The sequence below is a fragment of the Agromyces sp. NPDC058110 genome (genome assembly GCF_042884735.1).
Classification (GTDB): Bacteria; Actinomycetota; Actinomycetes; order Actinomycetales; family Microbacteriaceae; genus Agromyces.
Genome location: NZ_JBHVTI010000001.1, coordinates 921,042 through 941,799, shown reverse-complemented (window position 1 = coordinate 941,799; position 20,758 = coordinate 921,042). Strand labels below are relative to the sequence as shown.

The window sequence follows — 20,758 nt, the reverse complement described above, 5'->3', positions numbered from 1 at the left end:
CGTCGACTGTCGAATCCGGCAACTCCACGGCGGATGTCTTGGCGGATGCGACAGTGTGCCCCGGCCACGTCTAGGCTGTAGTTCGGATCGCGGTCGAACCGGGCTGCGTGACGGAAAGCAGGTGACCGCACATGACGATCACGGGAGGCGCCGTGAGCGACGCTCTGAACAACGCCGAAGGCCAGAAGCCCCTTCAGGCGACCCTCAACTTCCCCGGTGGCACCGCGGAGTTCCCGATCCGGGCGGCCGTCGACGGCGCCTCGAGCATCGACCTGTCGGCGCTGACGCGGCAGACCGGGTTGACCGCACTCGACTACGGGTTCGTGAACACCGCCTCGACGCAGTCCGAGATCACGTACATCGACGGCAACCAGGGCATCCTCCGCTACCGCGGCTACCCGATCGAGCAGCTCGCCGAGCACTCGACGTACCTCGAGGTCGCGTGGCTCCTCATCTACGGCACGCTGCCGACCGCCGACCAGCTCGGCGAGTTCGACGAGAAGATCCGTCGCCACACGCTGCTGCACGAAGACCTGAAGCGCTTCTTCTCGGCGCTGCCGCACACGGCGCACCCGATGTCGGTGCTCTCGAGCGCCGTCTCGGCCCTCTCGACCTACTACGAGGGCTCCGACCCCGACGACGTCGAGCTCACGATGATCCGCCTGCTCGCGAAGCTGCCGGTCATCGCGGCCTACGCGCACAAGAAGAGCATCGGGCAGGCGTTCCTGTACCCCGACAACTCGCTGAGCTTCGTCGACAACTTCCTGCGCCTGAACTTCGGCAACATGGCCGAGCAGTACGAGATCGACCCCACGCTGTCGAAGGCGCTCGACCGCCTGCTGATCCTGCACGAGGACCACGAGCAGAACGCGTCGACGTCGACCGTGCGCCTCGTCGGCTCGACCGGCGCGAACCTGTACTCATCGATCTCGGCCGGCATCCAGGCGCTCTCGGGCCCGCTGCACGGCGGCGCCAACGAGGCCGTGCTCCAGATGCTCGCGCAGATCCGCGACTCGGGCGAGGGCGTGGCGAAGTTCGTCGAGCGCGTCAAGCGCAAGGAGGACGGCGTCAAGCTCATGGGCTTCGGCCACCGGGTCTACAAGAACTACGACCCGCGCGCGACGATCGTCAAGCAGTCGGCCGACGAGGTGCTCGCCGGCCTCGGCGTGGCCGACCCGCTGCTCGACATCGCCAAGGAGCTCGAGCAGTTCGCCCTCCAGGACGACTACTTCAAGGAGCGTCGCCTGTACCCGAACGTCGACTTCTACACCGGCGTCATCTACAAGGCCATGGGCTTCCCGACGCGCATGTTCACCGTGCTGTTCGCGATCGGCCGCCTGCCCGGCTGGATGGCGCACTGGCGCGAGATGAACCTCGATCCGCAGACCAAGATCGGCCGCCCGCAGCAGCTCTACGTGGGCGAGGCCGAGCGCCGCTACCCCGGCGCCTGAGCGCCGCCCCGCGGCATCCGCCCGTCGTGTTCGACGACGATCGGATGTCTCGGGCCATCCGATACGCCGAAGGGGCGCCACGTCGATCGTGGCGCCCCTTCGGCGTCTGTTCCGGGCGAGCGGGCCCGACGCGCCCCGTCAGGCCGCTCACGTGCCGAGTGCGGCTGCGCGGAGCCGTGCTGGCGAGGCGCGCTACTCCGCGGCGGGCGTCTCGACCGGCGCGGGGGTCGCGGGCGCGACGCCGGCGACCGGCAGCAGGTTGAGCGTGTCCTTCGCAGCGTGCCGGACCGCGTCGAGTCCGAACGGCCAGTCGCGGGTCTCGCCGTGCTGCCAGAGCGGTGCCTGATCGACGTAGTTCGGGTGGAACGCGTGCCCGGAGGCCCCGGTGAGGTTGATCCAGGTGGAGGCATCGAAGTCGCCGAGGTCGACGACCATGCGCATCGAGGGCACCCAGTCGACGCCGTAGCCCTGCGTGGCGTCCCATCCGAGCGCGTTCACGATCGACGACCCTCCGCCGAGCTCGTAGGGGCCCCGGTTGAACAGCCATTCGAGCGGGGCGATGCCCGAGGTGCCGAAGCTCTGGTTGGTCAGGGTGAGGGTGTGCAGGCGGCCCCAACGCCACGACTCGCTGCTGCTGCCCATGCGGCTGGTCGCCTCGACCCAGGCCTCGTCGAGGGCGTTCGCGATCATGGCGTCGCGCCCGGCGACGCCGAGGCCCTCGTTCGTCCACCACGTGGAGTCGGGCTCGCCGAGCAGGGTTCCGACCACGCGGTACCAGCGGTCGCCGCCGGTCGGGCGGGTCTGCTCGGGCAGCGCGCCGAACATGTCGTCGAGGAGGTGCTTCCAGAACACCGCGAAGTACGCGGCTCCGGCGCTGTCGGCGTCGGCGCGGCCGTTCCAGTCGGCGAGCAGCGCCTGGCCGTGTGCCGCGTCGCCCGTGAGGTCGAGCTCGGCGACGACCGGCAGGAAGGCGGCGGCGTTCGCGTCGCCAGTGTCGAGCTGGATGCGCGTGAGATCGTCGGCCGTGAGCTTCTCGCCGGCGTCGACCTTCTCGCGCAGCAGGCGCTCGATGGCCGCGGCGCGGTAGCCGTAGTCCCAGTCGGCCGTGAGGAACGGGCCGCCGACGGCACCCTGGTTCGTGACGGCGTTGTTCGCCGTCACGATGTAGCCGCGCGACGGATTCAGCACGCTGGGCAGGTCGTCGAACGCGACCTCGCCGGTCCAGCCGACGTCGCTCGTCCACCCGGGCTGCGGCAGGGTGCCGTCGCCGTGCTTGCGGATCGGCACGGCGCCCGGGGCCTGGTACCCGATGTTGCCCTCGGTGTCGGCGTAGATCAGGTTCTGCGCGGGCACGTCGAACTGCGAGGCCGCGGCGCGGAACTCGTTCCAGTCGCGGGCCCGGTCGAGCGCGAAGATCGACTGCGCCGTCGTACCCGGCGTGAGCGCGGTCCACTGCAGCGAGAGCTCGTTCGTGCCCTCGGGTGCACCGGATGCCGCGGGGTACTGCTCGGCGACGGCGGCGAAGTCCGAGCCGATGCCCGTGACGATCGGCCCGCGACCGGTCGAGCGCACGGTGATCGTCACGGGCGAGCCGCCCGCGACCTCGATGGTCTCCTCGCGCGTGGTGAGGGGGACTTTCCGGCCGTCGAGCTCGTAGGTGTCGGCCTCGACGCGTTCGAGGTAGAGGTCGGCGACGTCGGGGCCGAGGTTCGTGAAGCCCCACGCGATGCGGTCGTTGTGGCCGATGATGACGCCGGGAAGCCCGGCGAACGTGTACCCGGCCGTGTCGAAGGTGCAGTCGTCGGTCGGCTGGGCGCAGCGCAGGCCCATCTGCGCCCAGATCGACGGAAGGGCCGGGCCGAGGTGCGGGTCGTTGGCGAGCAACGGCTCGCCCGACTCGGTGAGCGCTCCGGACACGACCCAGGAGTTGGATCCGATGTCGCTGCCCTCGGGCCCGAGCAGTGCAGGGATGCCGTCGAGCGTCGCCCGCAACGAGGTGAGCGCGGCGGCGTAGTCGGCGGTGGTCGGGGCATCCGTCGTCGTCTGCCCCGCGGTGAGCGGCGTGACGGCGCCCGAGGCCGAGGGCGCCGAGGCGGCCGGGAGCCCGTCGACGATGGTCGGCGAGGCCGACCAGTCGACGTCGGGGTGCAGCCGCGCGATCTCCTCGGCGGGCAGTGCGGTCGACAGCAGGGCCCGGTCGATCTCGTCGCCCAGGTTCGAGCGGAGGTCCCAGGCCATCGCCTTGAGCCACGCGATCGAGTCGACGGGGGTCCACGGCTCGGGGGAGTAGCCCGGGTTCTGCAGGCCGAGCACGGCGTACTCGAGCGAGAGCTCGGCGCCGCTGCGGCTCGCGAGGTAGGCGTTCACGCCCTCGGCGTACGCCGTGTAGTACGCGCGGGCCTGATCGTCGAGCAGGTCGTACTCCGGCTCGGCGATGCCGCGCCAGTCGAGCGTGCGGATGAACGTGTCGGTGCCGACCTGCGATTCGCCGAACAGCTCGGCGAGCCGGCCGGCGGTGACGTGGCGCCGGAAGTCCATCTCCCAGAAGCGGTCCTGCGCGTGCACGAAGCCCTGCGCGTAGAACAGGTCGTGGTCGTTCTCGGCGACGATCTGGGGGATGCCGGCGTCGTCGCGGTACACGCTCACGGCCGCGACGAGCCCGGGGGCGTCGAGCCGACCGCTCGTCGTGGGGAACGAGCGCTGCACGGTCCACCAGCCGACGCCGCCCGACGCGAGCACGAGCAGCAGCACGATCCCGAGCACCCAGGTGAGCGCTCTCAGCCAGCCGTGGTGTCGGGTTCTGGGTGCGTCGGTGCCCACGTCACTCCTTCGTGCTCGCCCCCGAGGACGGCCGCCGTGCGGCGGCCTGAGGCACCACTGTAATGGAGCGGACGAGCCGGGCGAACGGCCCTCCGGAACTCAGGCGTGGAGCGCGGTGTTCAGGGTGACGCCGTGGCCGTCGCGCGAGAGCACCTCGACCCGGCCGTTGACCGAGTTGCGGCGGAAGAGCAGGTTGGGCACGCCCGAGAGTTCGACGGCCTTCACGGTGCGGTCGGTGCCGCCTCCGAGCACTGCGACCTTGGTGCCCGCGGTGACGTAGAGCCCGGCCTCGACGACGGTGTCGTCGCCGATCGAGATGCCGATGCCCGAGTTCGCGCCGAGCAGCGCGCGCTCGCCGATCGAGACGCGCTGGGTGCCGCCGCCGGAGAGGGTGCCCATGATCGAGGCGCCGCCGCCGATGTCGGATCCGTCGCCGACCACGACGCCCTGCGACACGCGGCCCTCGATCATCGAGCTGCCGAGCGTGCCGGCGTTGAAGTTCACGAAGCCCTCGTGCATGACGGTCGTGCCGGGGGCGAGGTGGGCGCCGAGGCGCACGCGCGAGGCATCCGCGATGCGCACGCGGTCGGGGGTCACGTAGTCGAGCAGTCGCGGGAACTTGTCGAGGCCCGTCGCGTGGATGCCGGCGCGCTGCAGCGCGGGGCGCAGCCGGTCGAAGGCGGCGGGGTGCACGGGGCCCGCGTTGGTCCAGACGACGTTCGGCAGGTGGCCGAAGACGCCGTCGAGGTTCACCGTGTTGGGCGCGGCGAGCAGGTGCGAGAGCAGGTGCAGGCGCAGGTAGGCGTCGGCGGTCGAGGCCGGGGCGGCGTCGAGGTCGATCGTGAGCTCGACCACCTCGACGCGCACGTCGCGTCGCGCGTCGTCGCCCGCGAGTGCGGCGTGCTCGGGGGCGAGTGCGGATGCCGCGTCGCCGAGCACCGGGGCCGGGAACCACGCGTCGAGCACGGTGCCGTCGCCGGCGACGGTCGTGAGGCCCGCGGCCGAGGCGGTGCGGGCAGGGGCGATGGCGGTCTCGTTCGCAGGCATGCCTCAAGGGTACCGAGCGTCGTGGGCGGATGACGCGGGGCGACGACGCGTCCGTAGACTCGACGCATGACGCACGCCGACTCCGCGCCAGCCCCGCTCGACCCGACCGCCGACATCGTCGCGCTGACGAAGGCGATCTGCGACATCCCGAGCGTGTCGGGCGACGAGACCGTGCTGGCCGACCTCGTCGAGCAGGCGCTCGCCGCGGCATCCCATCTGGAGCTGCACCGCGACGGCGACACGATCGTCGCGCGCACGAACCTGGGGCGCGAACGCCGGGTCGTCATCGCGGGGCACCTCGACACCGTGCCGATCAACGGCAACGTGCCGACCCGCTTCGAGACCGACGCCGGCGTCGACTACCTCTGGGGCCGCGGCACGACCGACATGAAGGGCGGCGTCGCGGTCGCGCTGAAGCTCGCGGTCGAACTGGCCGAACCCGCTTACGACGTCACCTGGATGTTCTACGACCATGAGGAGGTCGCCGCCGACCTCAACGGGCTGAAGCGCCTCGCCGAGACGCGGCCCGACCTGTTCGAGGCCGACTTCGCGATCCTCGGGGAGTCGTCGAACGGGCAGGTCGAGGGCGGGTGCAACGGCACGCTGCGCGTGGAGCTGCGGGCGACCGGCACGCGCGCGCACACGTCGCGCCCCTGGATGGGCGTCAACGCGATCCACGCGCTCGCGCCCGCCCTCGAGCGCCTGTCCGCGTTCGAGGCCGAGACGGTCGACGTCGAGGGGCTCGCCTACCGCGAGGGCCTCAGCGCGGTCGGCATCAGCGGCGGCGTGGCCGGCAACGTCGTGCCCGACGAGGCGGTGCTCACCGTCAACTACCGCTTCGCGCCGAGCCGTTCGGTCGACGACGCGGTCGCGGCCATGCGCGCGCTCTTCCCCGAGTACGACCTCACGGTGACGGATGCCTCGGCCGGTGCGCGCCCGGGCCTCGACGACCCGTTCGTGCAGGGGTTCCTCGCGGCCGTCGGCGCCGAGGCACGACCCAAGTACGGGTGGACGGACGTCGCCCGATTCAGCGCGCTCGGCGTGCCCGCCGTGAACTACGGCCCGGGCGACCCGAGCCTCGCGCACACCGACGACGAGCGCGTGCGCCTCGACGCGATCGTCGCGTGCGAGGTCGGCCTGCGGTCGTGGCTGACCGGAACCTGACGCCCGCATGACGACGGCGCAGACCGAGCGCGAGCCCGACCCCTTCCGCGCGACGCGATGGTCGCCGCGCGTGCGGTGGCGCCTCGCGCCGTGGTGGGCGCGCGTGATGGTGGTCTTCGCAGCCTCCCGCGCGGTCACGACGGTGATCGTGCTGGCGCTCGCGAGCGTGCAGGGCGCGAACCCGTGGACCGGTGCGAAGCCGGGATACTTCGAGTACGCGAACATGTGGGACGCCCGCTGGTACCAGATCATCCAGCTGACGGGGTATCCGGCCGAGCTGCCGCTGACGCCCGACGGGCACGTCGCCGAGAACGCGTGGGCGTTCATGCCGGTCTACCCGGCGCTCGTCGGCATGCTGACGTGGTTCCAGATCCCGTGGAACGTCGCGTCGGTGCTCGTCGCGCTCGCCGCGGGCCTCGGCGCGGCCCTCGTGTTCCACCGGCTCATGTCGCGGTTCCTCGAGCCGGATCGGGCGATGTTCGCCGTCGTGCTGTTCTGCGTCGCGCCCGTCTCGCCGATCATGCAGTTCGGCTACGCGGAGCCCCTCGGCTACCTGCTGCTCGCGGCGGCGCTGCTGCTGCTCGTCGATCGCCGGTACGGCTGGCTGTTCCCCGTACTCGCGCTCTGGTCGTTCACCAGGCCGGGCGCGCTCGCGTTCGCGCTCACGCTGGGCCTGCACTGGGTGTGGCGCCGGTGGCGCCGGCGCGACGACCCGTTCCCGACACGCGAGCGCGTGCTCGCGGCATCCGTCACGGTCTTCGCCGTGCTCTTCGGGTTCGGCTGGCTGCTGGTGGCCGGCCTCGGCACGGGCGACCTGCACGCCTACACCGACACCGAACTGGCGTGGCGTGCGGCGTACATCGGCTACGGCGAGCTCGTGCCGTTCACCGCGTGGTTCGAGTCGGGCGGATGGTGGCTCGGCCAGCCGCTCGGCACCATCGCCGTCGTGGCGCTGATCCTCGCGTTCGGGCTGCTGCTGGTCACGCCGGCGGTGCGGCGCCTCGGCGTCGACATCCGGCTCTGGTCGGCGAGCTATGCGCTGTACCTGCTCGCCGTGTTCTTCCCCCAGTCGAGCGTGTTCCGCATCGCGTCGCCGCTCTTCCCGCTGCTCGGCGCCGCGGCGATCCCGCGCTCCAGGTGGTACCGCTGGGCCGTCGTGGTCGTGTTCCTCGCGCTCCAGGTCGGCTGGCTGCTCATCTGCTGGGGCATCGACGGGCGCGACTGGACGCCGCCGTGATCGTGGCCGTGTTCGTCGCCGTGAGTCCTGCCGTGTCGTCCACAACCTCACGGCGATTTCTCAGGACTGCTTCCGATGCACGATAATGGTTGTATCCAGCCACGAAAGGGGTAGCTCAATGGCGGCCATGAAGCCACGCACCGGAGACGGGCCTATGGAGGCTGTGAAGGAGGGTCGTCTGATCATCGTGCGGGTTCCGCTCGAGGGCGGCGGTCGCCTTGTCGTCTCGGTCAACGATGCTGAGGCCAAGGAGCTCTACGACGTGCTCGGCGGCGTCGTCAACCCGGCCTGATCAGTTCCACCCGTTTCGAGCCGAGCCCGCGTGCGGTGCTCGGCTCGAGGCATGTCCGGCGTCGGTGTCGACGAGCGGATGCCGCGGGCGGGTGCCCGTGGGTCAGGCGCCGAGCTTGACGATCTGCAGCAGCCCGTCGCCCGCAGGCGAGACCGCGGTGGCCACGGCGGCCGACGCCGAGAGCTCGGAGATGAGCGCCCGGAAGGCGGTCGCCTCGTCGTCGCGACGGGCCGGGTCGGCCACGCGTCCGCGCCAGAGGGCGCGCGCGACGAGCACGGAGCCCGTGGGCTTGGCGAGGCGCAGCCCGTGCTCGACGTACTCGATGACGGAGCCCGCGTCGGCGTCGATGAACACGACGTCGTAGGAGTTCTCGTTCATGCGGGGGAGCACCTCGCTCGCGCGACCGGCGATGAGTCGCACACGCGCTGCGGCGACGCCGGCGTCGGCGAAGTTCTCGCGGGCGGCCTGGAGGTACTCGTTCTCGGTGTCGATCGAGGTGAGCAGCGCGCCGCGTGCGGCCTGCAGCATGCAGAGGCCCGAGACGCCCACCCCGGTGCCGACCTCGATGATCGACTCGGCGCGCGCGGAGGCTGCGATGACCCCGAGCTGGGCGCCGACGGCCGGCGAGACCGGGTCGATGCCGAGCTCGACGGACTGCTGGCGCGCGCGGGCCACCGCTTCGCTCTCGACGACGGACTCGTCGACGTACTTCCAGTTCAGGTCACGTTCGGACACGATGCGGCTCCCGGCACTCTCTCAGCTGCCAAGCCTACGGCCAGCAGCGTGTGGGATTCGCACGCCTCGCCGCCGACTATCCTGTAACGGTGTTCGGTCTGACGTTCGAGAAACTCCTCATCATCGGGGTGATCGCCGTGTTCCTGCTCGGCCCCGAACGCCTGCCCCATTACGCGGCGCAGCTCGGCAAGTTCGTGCGGTCGCTGCGCGACTTCGCCAACGGCGCGAAAGACCGCATGCGCGAAGAGATGGGCCCCGAGTTCGACGACGTCGACTGGCAGAAGCTCGACCCCCGGCAGTACGACCCGCGCCGCATCATCCGCGACGCGCTGAGCGACGCCGACCCCTTCGCCGAGCCCGCGAAGCCCGTGGTGGCCAGGGCCGCCGTCAACGAGAACTCGGCGTACCTGCAGCGTAAGCGCAAGCGCGAGGCCCTCGGCGCCGGCGAGGCTGCGCCGTTCGACTCCGAAGCGACCTGAGCCGCGGCATCCGCTCGCCGGTCGTCTCGGGCGAACGGATGCGGCGGCGCGCGGTCAGGCCCGGCGGATCGCCTTCAGCGCCTTCGAGACGAGCACCATGACCGGCACCAGCGTGCGGTACTCGGCGCCCGTGCGGGGCAGCGGGATGAGCCCGGTGGAGCGCGACACCGTGATGGGCTCGACGAAGCGCAGCAGACCCTCGTGGCCGTTGCGGCGGCCGACTCCCGACTGCTTGACGCCGCCCATGGGCGCGGCGACCGCCGAGAACGACCCGCGGTAGCCCTCGTTCACGTTGACGCTGCCGGCCTCGAGGGCGTCGGCGACGCGCGACGCCCGACGCAGCGAGCCGGTGAAGATCGAGGCGTTCAGGCCGTACTGGCTCTGGTTCGCGGCCAGGACGGCCTCGGCGTCGCCGTCGACGAGGTACAGCGACGCGATCGCGCCGAAGGTCTCGTCGGCGTAGACGGTCATGTCGGGCGTCACGCCCGTGAGCACGGTCGGCTCGAAGAACCACGGACCGAGGTCGGGGCGCGCGGTGCCGCCGACCAGGACGGTCGCGCCCTTGGCGACGGCGTCGTCGAGGTGGGACTGCACGCGGGCGAGCTGCGCCGCGCTCGTCAGCGAGCCGAAGTCGGGACCGAACTCGAGGTCGGACCCGAGTGCGGCGGTCTTCAGGCGCGAGACGAGCTCCCGCTGGAACGGCCCGGCGACCTTGCGGTCGACGTAGAGGCGCTCGACCGAGACGCAGAGCTGGCCCATGGCCGAGAACGCGGCGTGCGCCGCGCCGCGGGCGGCGTCGATCGGGTCGGCGTCGTCGAGCACGAGCAGCGCGTTCTTGCCGCCGAGCTCGAGCGAGGCGCCCACGAGTCGTCGGCCGGCCTTCTCGGCGACCTTTCGCCCCGTCGCCGTCGAGCCCGTGAAGCAGATGTAGTCGGCGACGTCGGTCACCGCTTCGCCGACCTCGGAGGCCGGGCCGGTGACGACGGCCCAGAGCGCCTCGGGCACGCCCGCGTCGACGAACGCCCGGCGCAGCGCGAGGATCGAGAGCGCGCCCTGGTCGTCGGCCTTCTGCACGACCGCGCAGCCGGCCGCGAGCGCGGGCACCACGTCCATCGCGGCGAGGCTCAGGGCGTAGTTCCACGGCGTGATGACGCCGGCGACGCCCTTCGGCTTGTAGCGCACCGTCGCGGTCAGCACGGTCGGGATGCCGCCGCGGCGCGCGCCGCCGCGCAGCACCTTCTTCGCGGTCAACGCGTTGTACCGCGTGACCGAGGCGGCCTGGAAGACCTCCTCGAACGCCTGACCACGGGTCTTGCCGCTCTCGAGCTGGATCAGGTCGAGCAGCAGCTCCCGGCGCTCGAGCACGAGGTCGTGCGCGCGCAGGAGGATGCGTCGCCGCTCGGCGAAGCCGGCCCTGGCCCACGCGAGCTGCGCGATGCGCGCCCTCGCGGTCGCGTCGAGCACGTCGGCGGCGCTCGACTGAGGCAGCAGGTGCAGGGTCTCGCCGGTGGACGGCGTGGGCACCTCGACCGTCGCGTCGCCCGTGGCGACGATCTCGGCGGTGAGGCGGGCGTACAGGTCGGGGGAGGCCATCGTGGCGCGCATGCGGCACAGTCTAGGACAGTTGACCCACTTCGGGCGCTCCGAGTTCGCGGAGCGCACTACACTGCCTCCATGACCGCAACGGAGCGCCCCCTCTCCCGCGGCGTCGTCACCCGATATGCCATCGGATCCCTCGGGACCGGTGGCTTCGCGACGCTGCCAGGACTCGTCCTCGTGTTCTACCTCACGGACACCCTCGGCGTCACCGCGCTCGCCGCCGGGCTCGTGGTGACCGCGGCGAAGGTCTGGGACGTCGTCATCGACCCCTGGATCGGCGAGCACAGCGACCGCGCGCTCGCCCGGACCGGCACGCGCCGCACCTGGATGCGCGTCGGCGCCGTCGCGCTGCCCGTCGGGTTCGTACTGACGTTCGCGGTTCCCGCCGGACTCGCGCCCGCGGCATCCGGCGTCTGGGTGTTCCTCGCGTTCCTCGCGACGGCCACCGCGTTCAGCCTGTTCCAGGTGCCGTACATCGCCCTGCCCGCCGAGCTCACCTCCGACTACGACGCGCGCACCCGGCTGCTGTCGTGGCGCGTGGTGGTGCTGAGCCTCGCGATCCTGCTGTTCGGCGCGGGGGGCCCGATGCTCCGCCGCATGGGCGGCGACGACGAGGCCATCGGCTACCTGGTCATGGCGATCGTGGCCGGACTCGTCATCGGCGCGGGCATGCTCGTCGCGGTCTCGACCGCGTCTCGCGGCCTGCCGGGCGTGCAGGCGCCTCGCCGCGGCATCCGTGCGGCGTACGCCGAGGGCTTCGCGGCCCTGCGCCGCAGTGCCCCGTTCCGCGCGCTGCTCGCGACCTTCGTGCTGCAGGGCCTCGCCACCGGCGTGATGCTCGCCGGGGCGAACTACGTGGCCGTGTGGGTGCTCGAGAGCGAAGACGCGCTGACCCTGCTGTTCGTGGCGCTCATCGCGCCCGCCGTGCTCTGCGCGCCGCTGTGGAGCCGCATCTCGCGGGGCGTCGGCAAGGAGCGCGCGTTCCAGTGGGCGAGCCTGCTGTTCGCGCTCGCGTCGCTCAGCCTCATCGGCATGATCTGGGCGCCCGGCGCGTGGGTGTACCTCCCGGTCGCGCTCGCGGGGGCGGCGTACGCGGGCATGCAGACCCTGCCGATGGCGATGCTGCCCGACGTCATCTCGCACGACGCGCGCGAGCACGGCGAGGGCCGCGCCGGAAGCTTCGGCGGCATCTGGACGGCCGGCGAGACCGCCGGCATGGCGCTCGGCGCGACCGTGCTCACGATCGTGCTCGCGCTCACGGGCTACCTCGAGTCGACCGGCTCGACCGTCGTCGAGCAGCCCGCGGCCGCCGTGGCGGGCATCGCCGTGAGCTTCAGCGCGCTGCCCGCGGTGCTCGTGCTCCTCAGCATGGTGCCGCTCGCGCGGTACTCGCTGCGCCGGCACGACATCGATGCGGATGCCGCGTCCGCACCGGCTGCGACCGACGGGTCGTCGCAGCCGAACCCCGAGAACGACACGCAGGAGACGGTGTGACCATGAACGACTTCCGACGCGACCCGGCAGAGGTGCTCGCCGAACTCTCGGCGCTCCGCGACGGCGACGCGCCGACGCACGGCGGCCGGGTGCTCTCGTACGTCTACGACTCTGGCCTGTCGGAGCTCGACGAGCTCGCGGCATCGGCCGCCAGGCTCGTGCAGCCCGTGAACGGGCTCGACCCGACGACGTTCACCTCGGTCGCCGCCATGGAGGCCGGCGTCGTCGGGTTCGCCCGGCGGGTGTTCCACGGCGAGGCCGGCGGCTCCGGCGAGGAGGTCGGCTCCGCCGACGTCGTGGTCGGCACCGTGACGTCGGGCGGCACCGAGAGCTGCCTGCTCGCCGTGAAGACCGCGCGCGACGCGTGGCGCTCGGCCCGCGAGGGCACGCCGCGCATGCCGCGCATCGTCGCACCGATCACCGTGCACGCCGCGTTCCACAAGGCCGCCGAGTACTTCGGACTCGTGCTCGACCTCGTGCCGGTCGACCCTGCGACGGGCACGCTCGCGGCATCCGCGATCGAGGAGCGGCTCGGAGACGATGTCGCGCTCGTCGTCGTCTCGGCGCCGTCGTACCCGTTCGCGAGCCTCGACCCCGTGGCGGATGTCGCGGCGGTCTGCCGTGCGCGCGGCATCGCCCTGCACGTCGACGCGTGCATCGGCGGGTTCGCGCTCGGCTTCTGGCCCGACGAGCTGCCGGCCTGGGACTTCCGGGTGCCGGGCGTCACGAGCCTCTCGGCCGACCTGCACAAGTACGGGTATGCGCCGAAGGGCGTCTCCGTGCTCCTCACCCGAGGGCGCGACCGCCAGCGGCACCAGTACTTCCGCACGACCGGCTGGCCGGGCTACCCCGTCGTGAACCCCACCATGACCGGGTCGAAGCCGGCGGGCCCGCTCGCCGCCGCCTGGTCGATCATCGAGGTGCTCGGCGAGGAGGGCTTCGCGGCGCTCGCGGCGCAGACCGCGCGTGCGACCGACGCCCTGCGCGAGGTGGTCGAGGGCATCGAGGGACTGCGCGTCGTCGGGGCACCGACGGGGCCGCTGTTCGCGGTCGCGACCGACGAGTCGGTTGCGCCCGAACGGCGCGTCGATCCGCACCACTGGGCCGATGCCGCGCGCGGCGCCGGGTTCTTCCTGCAGTTGCAGCCCGGGCTCGTGCAGTCCGACGGAACGCGACTGCCGCACACGACCCACCTGACGATCACGCCCGTGACGGAGCAGGTCGTGCCGGAGCTCAGCGCGGCGCTCGTCGCGGCCGCCGATGCCGAGCGCGGCGTGCCGCAGGTCGACGGGGGGCTCGTGCTCGCCGGGCTCGCCGACGCGCTGCCAGGGGGCGTCGAACCCCTGCTCGCGGCGGGCGGTGCGATCGACTCCGACACCGCGGCCGCGCTGCTCGGCGCGATCGGCCTGCTCGGCGGCGCCGACGAGGGCGACGACCGCGCGGACGACGGCGGGCGTGGCGGGCTTCCGGCGCAGATGGCGCCCGTGCTGGCCCTCGTCGAGGCCCTGCCGTCGCAGCTCACGGGCCGCCTGCTGGTCGAACTGCTCGCGCGGGTGGTCGAACCCCGCGACTGACGCTCGGTGCGGCCTGCCCGACCTCAGCTCGCGGGCAGGCCGCACCGTTCGGTGAAGTAGGCGAAGAGGTCCTGCTTCAGCGACGCCGACGCGCGCACCTCGTACTGCCCCGACCAGCCCTCGCTCGTCGTCATCTCGAGCGGCAGGATCGTGCCGCGCTTGTCCTCGGCGCCCGCGTGCGGGTCGCACCGCGCGGGGCGCACGGGCAACGAGATGGTCGACGGCGCATCGGACGCCTCGATGTGCGCGGTCGTCGTCGACCAGTTCAGGCCGTCCTCGGCCGACAGGAGCGTGGTGCCGAGCACCTCGCTCAGGTCGATCGATCCGGATGCCGCGCCCGTGGGCTGCACCTCGATGTCGAGAAAGGCGCGTCGATCGGTGCCCGAGCCGGTCGAGCGCAGGTGCTCGGCGAGCGTGAAGGCGGCGACGGACTCGACCGCGCCGGCGAGGCATCCGCTGTTCTGCAGCCGGGGGAGCGTGTCGTACGGGTCGTCGGCCTCGATCGTGCCGGTCGCGCCGGACCCGTCGACCTCGGCGTCGCCCGTCGCGACACCCGAGAGCGTCACCTCGGCCGGGCCGGCGTCGCCGTCGCACCGCGCCGGCGTGAGGTCGACCCGGTACTGCACCGATCTACCGTCGGGGATCGTGCGAGGGCCCTCGAAGTGCAGCCCGGGTTCGAGCCCGGGAGCCTCGACGTCGAACGCGCCGAACTCGAGGCCGGCGCCGGTGGCGTTGTCGATCTGCACGACCAGACGTCCGTCGACCACGTCCTGCCGGCTCTGCAGCACGCTCGCGGTGATGCCGTCGGGCAGCCCCTCGGTCGTCGTCGGCTGCTGGGCGCACCCGGCGACCGCGACGCCGAGCGCGACGAGGCCGACCAGGGCGAGCACCCCTCGCGGCGGCGCAGACGCCTGCGCCCCGCGCGCACGCCGGCCCGGACGAGGAGCGGCGGCGAGCGGCATCCGGATCACCGCACCGAGACGTCGAGCCGCCGGCCCGCCAACTGACGGGGCCTCGTCGCCACGATTTCGGCCACGCGCTCGATGGCGCGGGCCGCGGGGTCGTCGGGTGCGCCCGCCACGACGGGCACCCCCTCGTCGCCGCCCTGGCGCAGCGCGATGCTGAGCGGCACGCTCGTGATGAGCGGCACCACCTCTGCCTGACCTTCGGAGAGTCGGCGCGCGACCTCGGCGCCCCCGCCCGAACCGAACAGGTCGAGCACGGTGCCGTCGGGTCCGGCGAGTCCGGCCATGTTCTCGACCACGCCGATGATGCGCTGGCCCGTCTGGCGGGCGACGACGCCCGAGCGCTCGGCGACGTCGGCGGCGGCGGGCTGCGGGGTCGTGACCACGAGCACCTCGGCGTTCGGCAGCAGCTGCCCGAGCGAGATCGCGATGTCGCCCGTGCCGGGCGGCAGGTCGACGAGCAGCACGTCGAGGTCGCCGAAGTAGACGTCGGTGAGGAACTGGTTGAGCGTGCGGTGCAGCATCGGTCCGCGCCAGGCGACGGCGGTCGACGATGCCCGGGCTCCGGGTTCGGCCGGCTCGACGAACATGCCGATGGAGATGACCTTCACACCGTGCGCGACGGGCGGCAGGATCATGTCGTTCACCTGCGTCGGCCGTGCGGCGAGCCCGTCGGCGTCGACGAGGCCCAGCAGCGCCGGGATCGAGAAGCCGTGCACGTCGGCGTCGATGAGCCCGACCGAGAGTCCGCGAGCCGCCAGGGCGACCGCGAGGTTGGCCGTGAGCGTCGACTTGCCGACGCCGCCCTTGCCGCTCGTGACCGCGATGACCCGCGTGAGCGTGCCCGGCCCGAAGGGGATGCCGCGCCCGGCCTTCGCGCCGCGCAGCCGCTCAGTGAGGGCGGTGCGCTGCTCGGGCGTCATGACCGTGAGCACGACGTCGACCGGCACGCCGCCCGCCACGGCCTCCGCGGCCTGACGCACGTCGCGTTCGATGCGATCGGATGCCGGGCACCCGACGATCGTGAGCCGCACCACGACGTGCACGCGGCCGTCGGCGATGCGCACCGACTCGAGCATGTCGAGTTCGGTGATGGGCTTGCGGATCTCGGGATCGATCACCGACTCGAGGGAGCGACGGATCGCCGCCTCGAGCGCCTCAGGATCGTGGTGCGGCATGCGCGGAGTCCTCGTCGGCGGCCTGGCCGGAACCGGCCTGGTCGGCACCGGTGCGCTCGACCTGGGCGCGGTCGAGCTCCTCGAGCACCGCGCGGAGCTCGGCGCGGATGAAGTCCTTCGAGGCGAGCTCGCGCATGGCGAGGCGGAGGGCCACGACCTCGCGCGCGAGGTACTCGGTGTCGGCCAGGTTGCGCTCGGCGCGCTGGCGGTCCTGCTCGATCTGCACGCGGTCGCGGTCGTCCTGCCGGTTCTGGGCGAGGAGGATCAGCGGGGCGGCGTACGAGGCCTGGAGGCTCAGCACGAGCGTGAGCACCGTGAACCCGTAGACCTGGGAGTCGAAGCGCCACTGCTCGGGCGCGTAGGTGTTCCAGAGCAGCCAGACGAGCACGAAGAGCGAGAGGCCGAGCAGGAAGCCGGGCGTTCCCATCGCGCGCGCGACCCATTCGGTGAAGCGTCCGAATCGATCCTTGTCGGGGTTGCCTCGGCGGAACGGGGAGCGGCCGGTGCCCTTCGGCGTGTCGAACCTCCGCTCGTCTGCGGTGTTAACGCGTGCCATCTGCTGCCCTCCTCGCAGTGCTCGGGATCGGGATGCTGCCGGTCGTCAGTTGTGCGCGGGCGGTCGCGCGTTTGCTCACCTCGTCTTCGTCTTCGGGATGACTTCGCCAGTCATCGGGCAACAGGTAGTCGAGCACGTCGTCGATCGTCACGACGCCCACGAGGCGGTGCTTCTCGTCGACGACGGGCACCGAGACGAGGTCGTAGCTCGCGAGGATCCGGCTCACCTCGGCGGCCGACGTGTCGGCCCCGACGGGTTCGAGACCCTGGTCGATGAGGGTTCCGAGGCGCTCGTGCGGCGGATACCGCAGCATGCGCTGGAAGTGCACGATGCCGAGGAACCGGCCGGTGGGCGCCTCGTACGGCGGCAGCGTGAGGCAGACGGCGGCGCCGAGCGCCGGCGGCAGGTCGTGCCTGCGGATGAGCGCGAGGCCCTCGGCGACGGTCGCGTCGGCCGACACGATGATCGGCTCGGTCGTCATCAGGCCGCCGGCCGTGTCGGGGCCGTACGAGAGCAGCATGCGCACGTCTTCGGCCTCTTCGGGCTCCATGAGCTCGAGCAGGTGCTCGCCGCGCTCCTCGGGCAGCTGCGCGATGAGGTCGGCGGCGTCGTCGGGCTGCATGTGGTCGAGCACGTCGGCGGCGCGGTCGTCGCCGAGCCCCGAGAGGATCTCGACCTGGTCGGACTCGGGCATCTCCTCGAGCACGTCGGCGAGCCGGTCGTCGGGGAGCTCCTCGGCGACCTCCTGGCGACGCGCCACGGGGAGGTCGAGCAGGGTGTTCGCGAGGTCGGCGGGCTTCAGCTCGGAGTAGGTCGCGATCAGCTGCTCGGCCGACTGCGCCTCGCCGGAGGCCGTGATCTCGCGCACCTCGCGCCAGGTCACGTAGGCCGACTGTCCCTTCGAGAACGGCGAAGCGCCCTTGGGGCGTCGCACGAAGAGCTGCTCGACCTCCCACTCGCCGGGCTCGAGCTCCTCGATCGCGACATCCTCGACGGAGGCCTCGCCCGAGCCGTCGTTGAAGGTCACCTTGCGACCGAGCATCTCGGCGATCACGCGCACCTCGCCGCCGCGCTGCTCGAAGCGGCGGAGGTTGATGAGCCCGGTCGTGATGATCTGGCCGCCGCCGATGGAGGTCACTCGCCCGATCGAGAGGAACACGCGTCGTTTGCCCGGAACCTCGACGATGAGTCCGACGACCCGCGGCGGGTCGTTGCGGCGGTACACGACGAGGACGTCGCGCACCTTTCCGACCCGATCACCGGCGGGGTCGAAGACGGCGCATCCGGCGAGTCGGGCGACGAAGACTCTCGTTGCGCTCACGGTACCAACTTAGCCCGTGGGAGGATGAGGGAGTGAGCACCCCATCGCCGTTCGGCGGCCGCATGTCCAGAGTCTTCCCGACCCTGCCGCAGGGCGAGACGGTCGCGAGCTTCGAGACCTACGCCGAGGCGCAGGCCGCCGTCGACACGCTCGCGAAGGCGGAGTTCCCGCTGAAGGAGCTGGCGATCGTCGGGTCGGGGCTCACGAGCGTCGAGCGCATCACGGGCAAGCTCACGTGGGGCCGTGCGGCCGGTGCCGGCGCGCTGTCGGGCGCGTGGTTCGGCACGTTCCTGGGCCTGCTCTTCTTCATCTTCTCGCCGTCGCCCGCGTCGGTCGGCATCCTGATCTCGGCCGTGCTCATCGGCGCCGGGTTCGGTATGATCTTCGGCGTCGTGACGTACTCGGTCAACCGCCGACGCCGCGACTTCACGTCGATCGCGCAGGTGCTCGCGACGAGCTACTCGGTCGTGGCCGAGACCGCGCACGTCGAGCGCGCACGCCAGGTGCTGGGCACGTCGGGCGAGACCTTCGCGCCGGTGGGCTCGCAGCCGGTCGCGCCGAGGTACGGTCCGGTTCCGGATGCCGCGGCCGGCCGGCCTGCGACGGCGAGCACGCCGAGCGCCGCGAGCGGTGCAGCAGCAGCCGATCCCGCCGCGGCCACGGGTGCCGCAGCGGCGCCGGAGGGCGACGATGCCGGAGTCGACGCGGGCGAGGCCGGCGCAGAAGAACCGACCGGCCTCACCTACGGCGAGGCGCTCGATGCCGCTCGGCGTGCCGAGCGCGAGCGTCGCAAGTCGGGCGACGCCTGAGCGGACGCCCCGCGATCCTGCGAGTCCGCCGGGAGCCCGAACAGGTCGCAGCATCGCGATATATCGTGTCTGCATGGTGATCGAGCAGCAACTCTCCCGCGAGATCGTCGCGGCCGAGCGGCCCGACCGCCCGATCAGGCGATGGCTGCGCGCCCTCCGTCGACGCATCCACGACCGCCCCGCGCTGCGCCGGGCCTATCGCGTGCTCGTGGGGGTGCTGGGCGGGGTCGTCGCGGTGGTCGGGCTCGCCCTCGTGCCGCTGCCGGGGCCCGGCTGGCTGGTCGTCTTCCTCGGCCTGGCGATCCTCGGTTCCGAGTTCGCGTGGGCGCGCCGCCTCGCGGCCTTCGTCAAGCGCCAGCTCGCCAGGTTCTGGGCGTGGTGGCGTGCCCGGAAGGCCGCGAAGGCGGCGGTGGACGGCGCCGTCTGATCGACGGCGCCGACCACGAACGTCAGCCCCGCCGAGCCCCCTGCACCCAGGCCTCGACCTCGGCGACCGTGCGGGGAATGCCCGCCGAGAGGTTCTCGGCGCCGTCGGCCGTCACGACGATGTCGTCCTCGATGCGCACGCCGATGCCGCGGAACTCCTCGGGCACCGTGAGGTCGTCGGGCTGGAAGTACAGGCCCGGCTCGATCGTGAAGACCATGCCGGGCTCCAGCACGCCGTCCATGTACATGTCGCGACGCGCCTGCGCGCAGTCGTGCACGTCGAGGCCCAGGTGGTGGCTCGTGCCGTGCACCATGTAGCGGCGGTGGAACTGGTTCGACGGCTCCAGCGACTCCTCGGCCGAGACGGGCAGGAAGCCCCACTCCGCGGTCTTGCGCGCGATGACCCGCATCGCCGCGGCGTGCACGTCGCGGAAGATCGCGCCCGGGCGCACGACGGCGAACGCGGCATCCGCAGCCTCGAGCACGGCCTCGTAGACCTGGCGCTGCACGTCGGAGAACGTGCCGTTCACCGGGAAGGTGCGCGTGATGTCGGCCGTGTAGTAGCTGTCCATCTCGACGCCCGCGTCGAGCAGCACGAGGTCGCCGGGCACGACGGGGCCGTCGTTGCGGGTCCAGTGCAGGATCGTGGCGTGGGGGCCGGCGGCCGCGATCGAGCCGTACCCGACGTCGTTGCCGTCGAGCCGGGCGCGCGTCGCGAACACGCCCTCGATGACGCGCTCGCCTCGCACCTCGCTCGTGATGCGGGGCAGCTCCTCGAAGACCTCGGTGAAGCCGCGCTTGGTCGCATCGACCGCGGCGCGCATCTCGCCGAGCTCGTACTCGTCCTTCACGAGGCGCAGCTCGGAGACCACGCGCGCGAGCTCCGCGTCGGGCTCGTGCTCGCCGCCGACCTCGAGCGAGAACGGCGCGTCCTGCGCGTTCGTCGACAGCGCCTCCTCGGCGGCGAAGCGGATGCGGGCGTGGTCGACGCGCTCGGTGATCGCGGCGTCGGCCTCGCGCAGCACGAGCGTCGCGGTGTCGACGGCCGAGATCACGGCGTCGAACTCCTCGAGTCCGCGCGTGCCGATCGCGAGGTCGGCCGCGACGTGCGCGAGCGACGGGCGCGCGCCGATCCAGAACTCGCCGATCGCCGGGTTCGCGTAGAACTCCTCGGAGTCGCGGCCGGCGCGCTCGCGGAAGTAGACGGTCGCGAGGTGGCCCTCGCCGCCCTCGGGCTCGAGCACGAGCACGGCGCCGGGCTCGCTGTCGGAGCCCCAGCCCGTGAGGTGGGCGAACGCCGAGTGCGCGCGGAAGGGGTAGTCGGTGTCGTTCGCCCGCTGCTTCATGTCGCCGGCGGGCACGATGAGCCGCACGCCGGGGAACGCGGCCGACACGGCGCTGCGTCGCACCGCGGCGTACGACGCCTGTTCGCGGGCGGACGGCAGCGCCTCGTCGCGCGCAGCCCAGCCGCTGCTGATGAAGTCCTTGAATCCCTCGGAACCGGGAGTGGTCGAACGGTTCGCGTTCCGGCCGCTCTCGTCTGCGGAGGTCGCCGCGGCCGTGGTCTCGGTGGTGGAGGTGTCACTCGTGGTCATGTGCTCCATTGTCTCA

The 20,758-nt window shown here is 72.2% G+C and carries 18 protein-coding genes; 9 read left to right on the top strand and 9 right to left on the bottom strand.

Going from position 1 to position 20,758, the window contains the following annotated elements; all coding sequences use genetic code 11:
- Window positions 1-131: 131 nt before the first annotated feature.
- Entirely contained in the window at window positions 132-1,451 is a 1,320-nt protein-coding gene (locus ACFVS8_RS04465) for a citrate synthase (RefSeq protein WP_387058037.1), read from the top strand.
- Window positions 1,452-1,643: 192 nt separating this feature from the next.
- Here ACFVS8_RS04465 and ACFVS8_RS04460 read toward each other — a convergent pair whose 3' ends face one another.
- Both ACFVS8_RS04460 and dapD read right to left on the bottom strand, forming a co-directional pair.
- On the bottom strand, window positions 1,644-4,271 hold the full coding sequence (locus tag ACFVS8_RS04460; protein WP_387058034.1) for a penicillin acylase family protein: 2,628 nt from the start codon (window positions 4,269-4,271) through the stop codon (window positions 1,644-1,646).
- Window positions 4,272-4,370: 99 nt separating this feature from the next.
- Entirely contained in the window at window positions 4,371-5,318 is a 948-nt protein-coding gene (gene dapD, locus ACFVS8_RS04455; RefSeq protein WP_387058033.1) for a 2,3,4,5-tetrahydropyridine-2,6-dicarboxylate N-succinyltransferase, read from the bottom strand.
- Window positions 5,319-5,384: 66 nt separating this feature from the next.
- Between dapD and dapE the strand changes: the two genes are divergently transcribed.
- The 3 genes from dapE to ACFVS8_RS04440 all read left to right on the top strand — a co-directional run bounded on the left by dapE (window position 5,385) and on the right by ACFVS8_RS04440 (window position 8,011).
- Complete coding sequence (gene dapE, locus ACFVS8_RS04450) at window positions 5,385-6,482, top strand: succinyl-diaminopimelate desuccinylase (RefSeq protein WP_387058030.1); 1,098 nt, start codon at window positions 5,385-5,387, stop codon at window positions 6,480-6,482.
- A 7-nt stretch (window positions 6,483-6,489) separates the two neighbouring features.
- Window positions 6,490-7,719, top strand: a complete 1,230-nt coding sequence (locus tag ACFVS8_RS04445) for a hypothetical protein (protein ID WP_387058028.1) — start codon at window positions 6,490-6,492, stop codon at window positions 7,717-7,719.
- Between the two features lie 118 nt (window positions 7,720-7,837).
- On the top strand, window positions 7,838-8,011 hold the full coding sequence (locus ACFVS8_RS04440; RefSeq protein ID WP_067875042.1) for a DUF3117 domain-containing protein: 174 nt from the start codon (window positions 7,838-7,840) through the stop codon (window positions 8,009-8,011).
- A gap of 102 nt (window positions 8,012-8,113) precedes the next feature.
- On the opposite strand, the gene ACFVS8_RS04435 is transcribed toward ACFVS8_RS04440, so the two are convergent.
- Complete coding sequence (locus tag ACFVS8_RS04435; protein ID WP_387058025.1) at window positions 8,114-8,746, bottom strand: O-methyltransferase; 633 nt, start codon at window positions 8,744-8,746, stop codon at window positions 8,114-8,116.
- Window positions 8,747-8,835: 89 nt separating this feature from the next.
- Between ACFVS8_RS04435 and ACFVS8_RS04430 the strand changes: the two genes are divergently transcribed.
- Entirely contained in the window at window positions 8,836-9,225 is a 390-nt protein-coding gene (locus ACFVS8_RS04430; RefSeq protein WP_387058023.1) for a sec-independent translocase, read from the top strand.
- Between the two features lie 54 nt (window positions 9,226-9,279).
- Here the strand turns inward: ACFVS8_RS04430 and ACFVS8_RS04425 are convergent, their stop codons facing one another.
- The gene (locus ACFVS8_RS04425; protein WP_387058021.1) at window positions 9,280-10,830 is read right to left on the bottom strand and encodes a succinic semialdehyde dehydrogenase; all 1,551 of its coding nucleotides are present in this window, start codon (window positions 10,828-10,830) and stop codon (window positions 9,280-9,282) included.
- 69 nt (window positions 10,831-10,899) lie between these two features.
- Between ACFVS8_RS04425 and ACFVS8_RS04420 the strand changes: the two genes are divergently transcribed.
- Together ACFVS8_RS04420 and ACFVS8_RS04415 are read left to right on the top strand one after the other, a co-directional pair.
- Entirely contained in the window at window positions 10,900-12,318 is a 1,419-nt protein-coding gene (locus tag ACFVS8_RS04420; protein WP_387058019.1) for an MFS transporter, read from the top strand.
- Window positions 12,319-12,320: 2 nt separating this feature from the next.
- Window positions 12,321-13,892: a pyridoxal phosphate-dependent decarboxylase family protein gene (locus tag ACFVS8_RS04415; RefSeq protein ID WP_387058016.1), complete on the top strand. Its 1,572-nt coding sequence runs from the start codon at window positions 12,321-12,323 to the stop codon at window positions 13,890-13,892.
- 23 nt (window positions 13,893-13,915) lie between these two features.
- Here ACFVS8_RS04415 and ACFVS8_RS04410 read toward each other — a convergent pair whose 3' ends face one another.
- Genes ACFVS8_RS04410 through ACFVS8_RS04395 form a run of 4 tightly spaced genes read right to left on the bottom strand, consistent with a single transcriptional unit; the run spans window position 13,916 to window position 17,912 of the window.
- Entirely contained in the window at window positions 13,916-14,854 is a 939-nt protein-coding gene (locus tag ACFVS8_RS04410; protein ID WP_387058013.1) for a hypothetical protein, read from the bottom strand.
- A gap of 5 nt (window positions 14,855-14,859) precedes the next feature.
- A complete protein-coding gene (locus ACFVS8_RS04405) occupies window positions 14,860-16,035 on the bottom strand; it encodes an Mrp/NBP35 family ATP-binding protein (protein WP_387058011.1) in 1,176 nt (391 codons plus the stop codon).
- Window positions 16,016-16,591, bottom strand: coding sequence for a DUF1003 domain-containing protein (locus tag ACFVS8_RS04400; protein ID WP_387058009.1), 576 nt, complete (start codon window positions 16,589-16,591; stop codon window positions 16,016-16,018). Before ACFVS8_RS04400 ends, ACFVS8_RS04405 begins: the two co-directional genes overlap by 20 nt.
- Window positions 16,578-17,912, bottom strand: coding sequence for a magnesium transporter MgtE N-terminal domain-containing protein (locus ACFVS8_RS04395; RefSeq protein ID WP_387058006.1), 1,335 nt, complete (start codon window positions 17,910-17,912; stop codon window positions 16,578-16,580). Before ACFVS8_RS04395 ends, ACFVS8_RS04400 begins: the two co-directional genes overlap by 14 nt.
- Before the next feature lie 32 nt (window positions 17,913-17,944).
- On the opposite strand from ACFVS8_RS04395, the gene ACFVS8_RS04390 reads away from it, so the two are divergent.
- Together ACFVS8_RS04390 and ACFVS8_RS04385 are read left to right on the top strand one after the other, a co-directional pair.
- The gene (locus tag ACFVS8_RS04390; protein ID WP_387058003.1) at window positions 17,945-18,721 is read left to right on the top strand and encodes a general stress protein; all 777 of its coding nucleotides are present in this window, start codon (window positions 17,945-17,947) and stop codon (window positions 18,719-18,721) included.
- A gap of 73 nt (window positions 18,722-18,794) precedes the next feature.
- Window positions 18,795-19,148 (top strand): TIGR02611 family protein, encoded by a 354-nt coding sequence (locus ACFVS8_RS04385; RefSeq protein ID WP_387058000.1) that lies wholly within the window; start codon window positions 18,795-18,797, stop codon window positions 19,146-19,148.
- A 22-nt stretch (window positions 19,149-19,170) separates the two neighbouring features.
- Here the strand turns inward: ACFVS8_RS04385 and ACFVS8_RS04380 are convergent, their stop codons facing one another.
- Window positions 19,171-20,742 (bottom strand): aminopeptidase P family protein, encoded by a 1,572-nt coding sequence (locus tag ACFVS8_RS04380; RefSeq protein ID WP_387057997.1) that lies wholly within the window; start codon window positions 20,740-20,742, stop codon window positions 19,171-19,173.
- Window positions 20,743-20,758 lie beyond the last annotated feature (16 nt).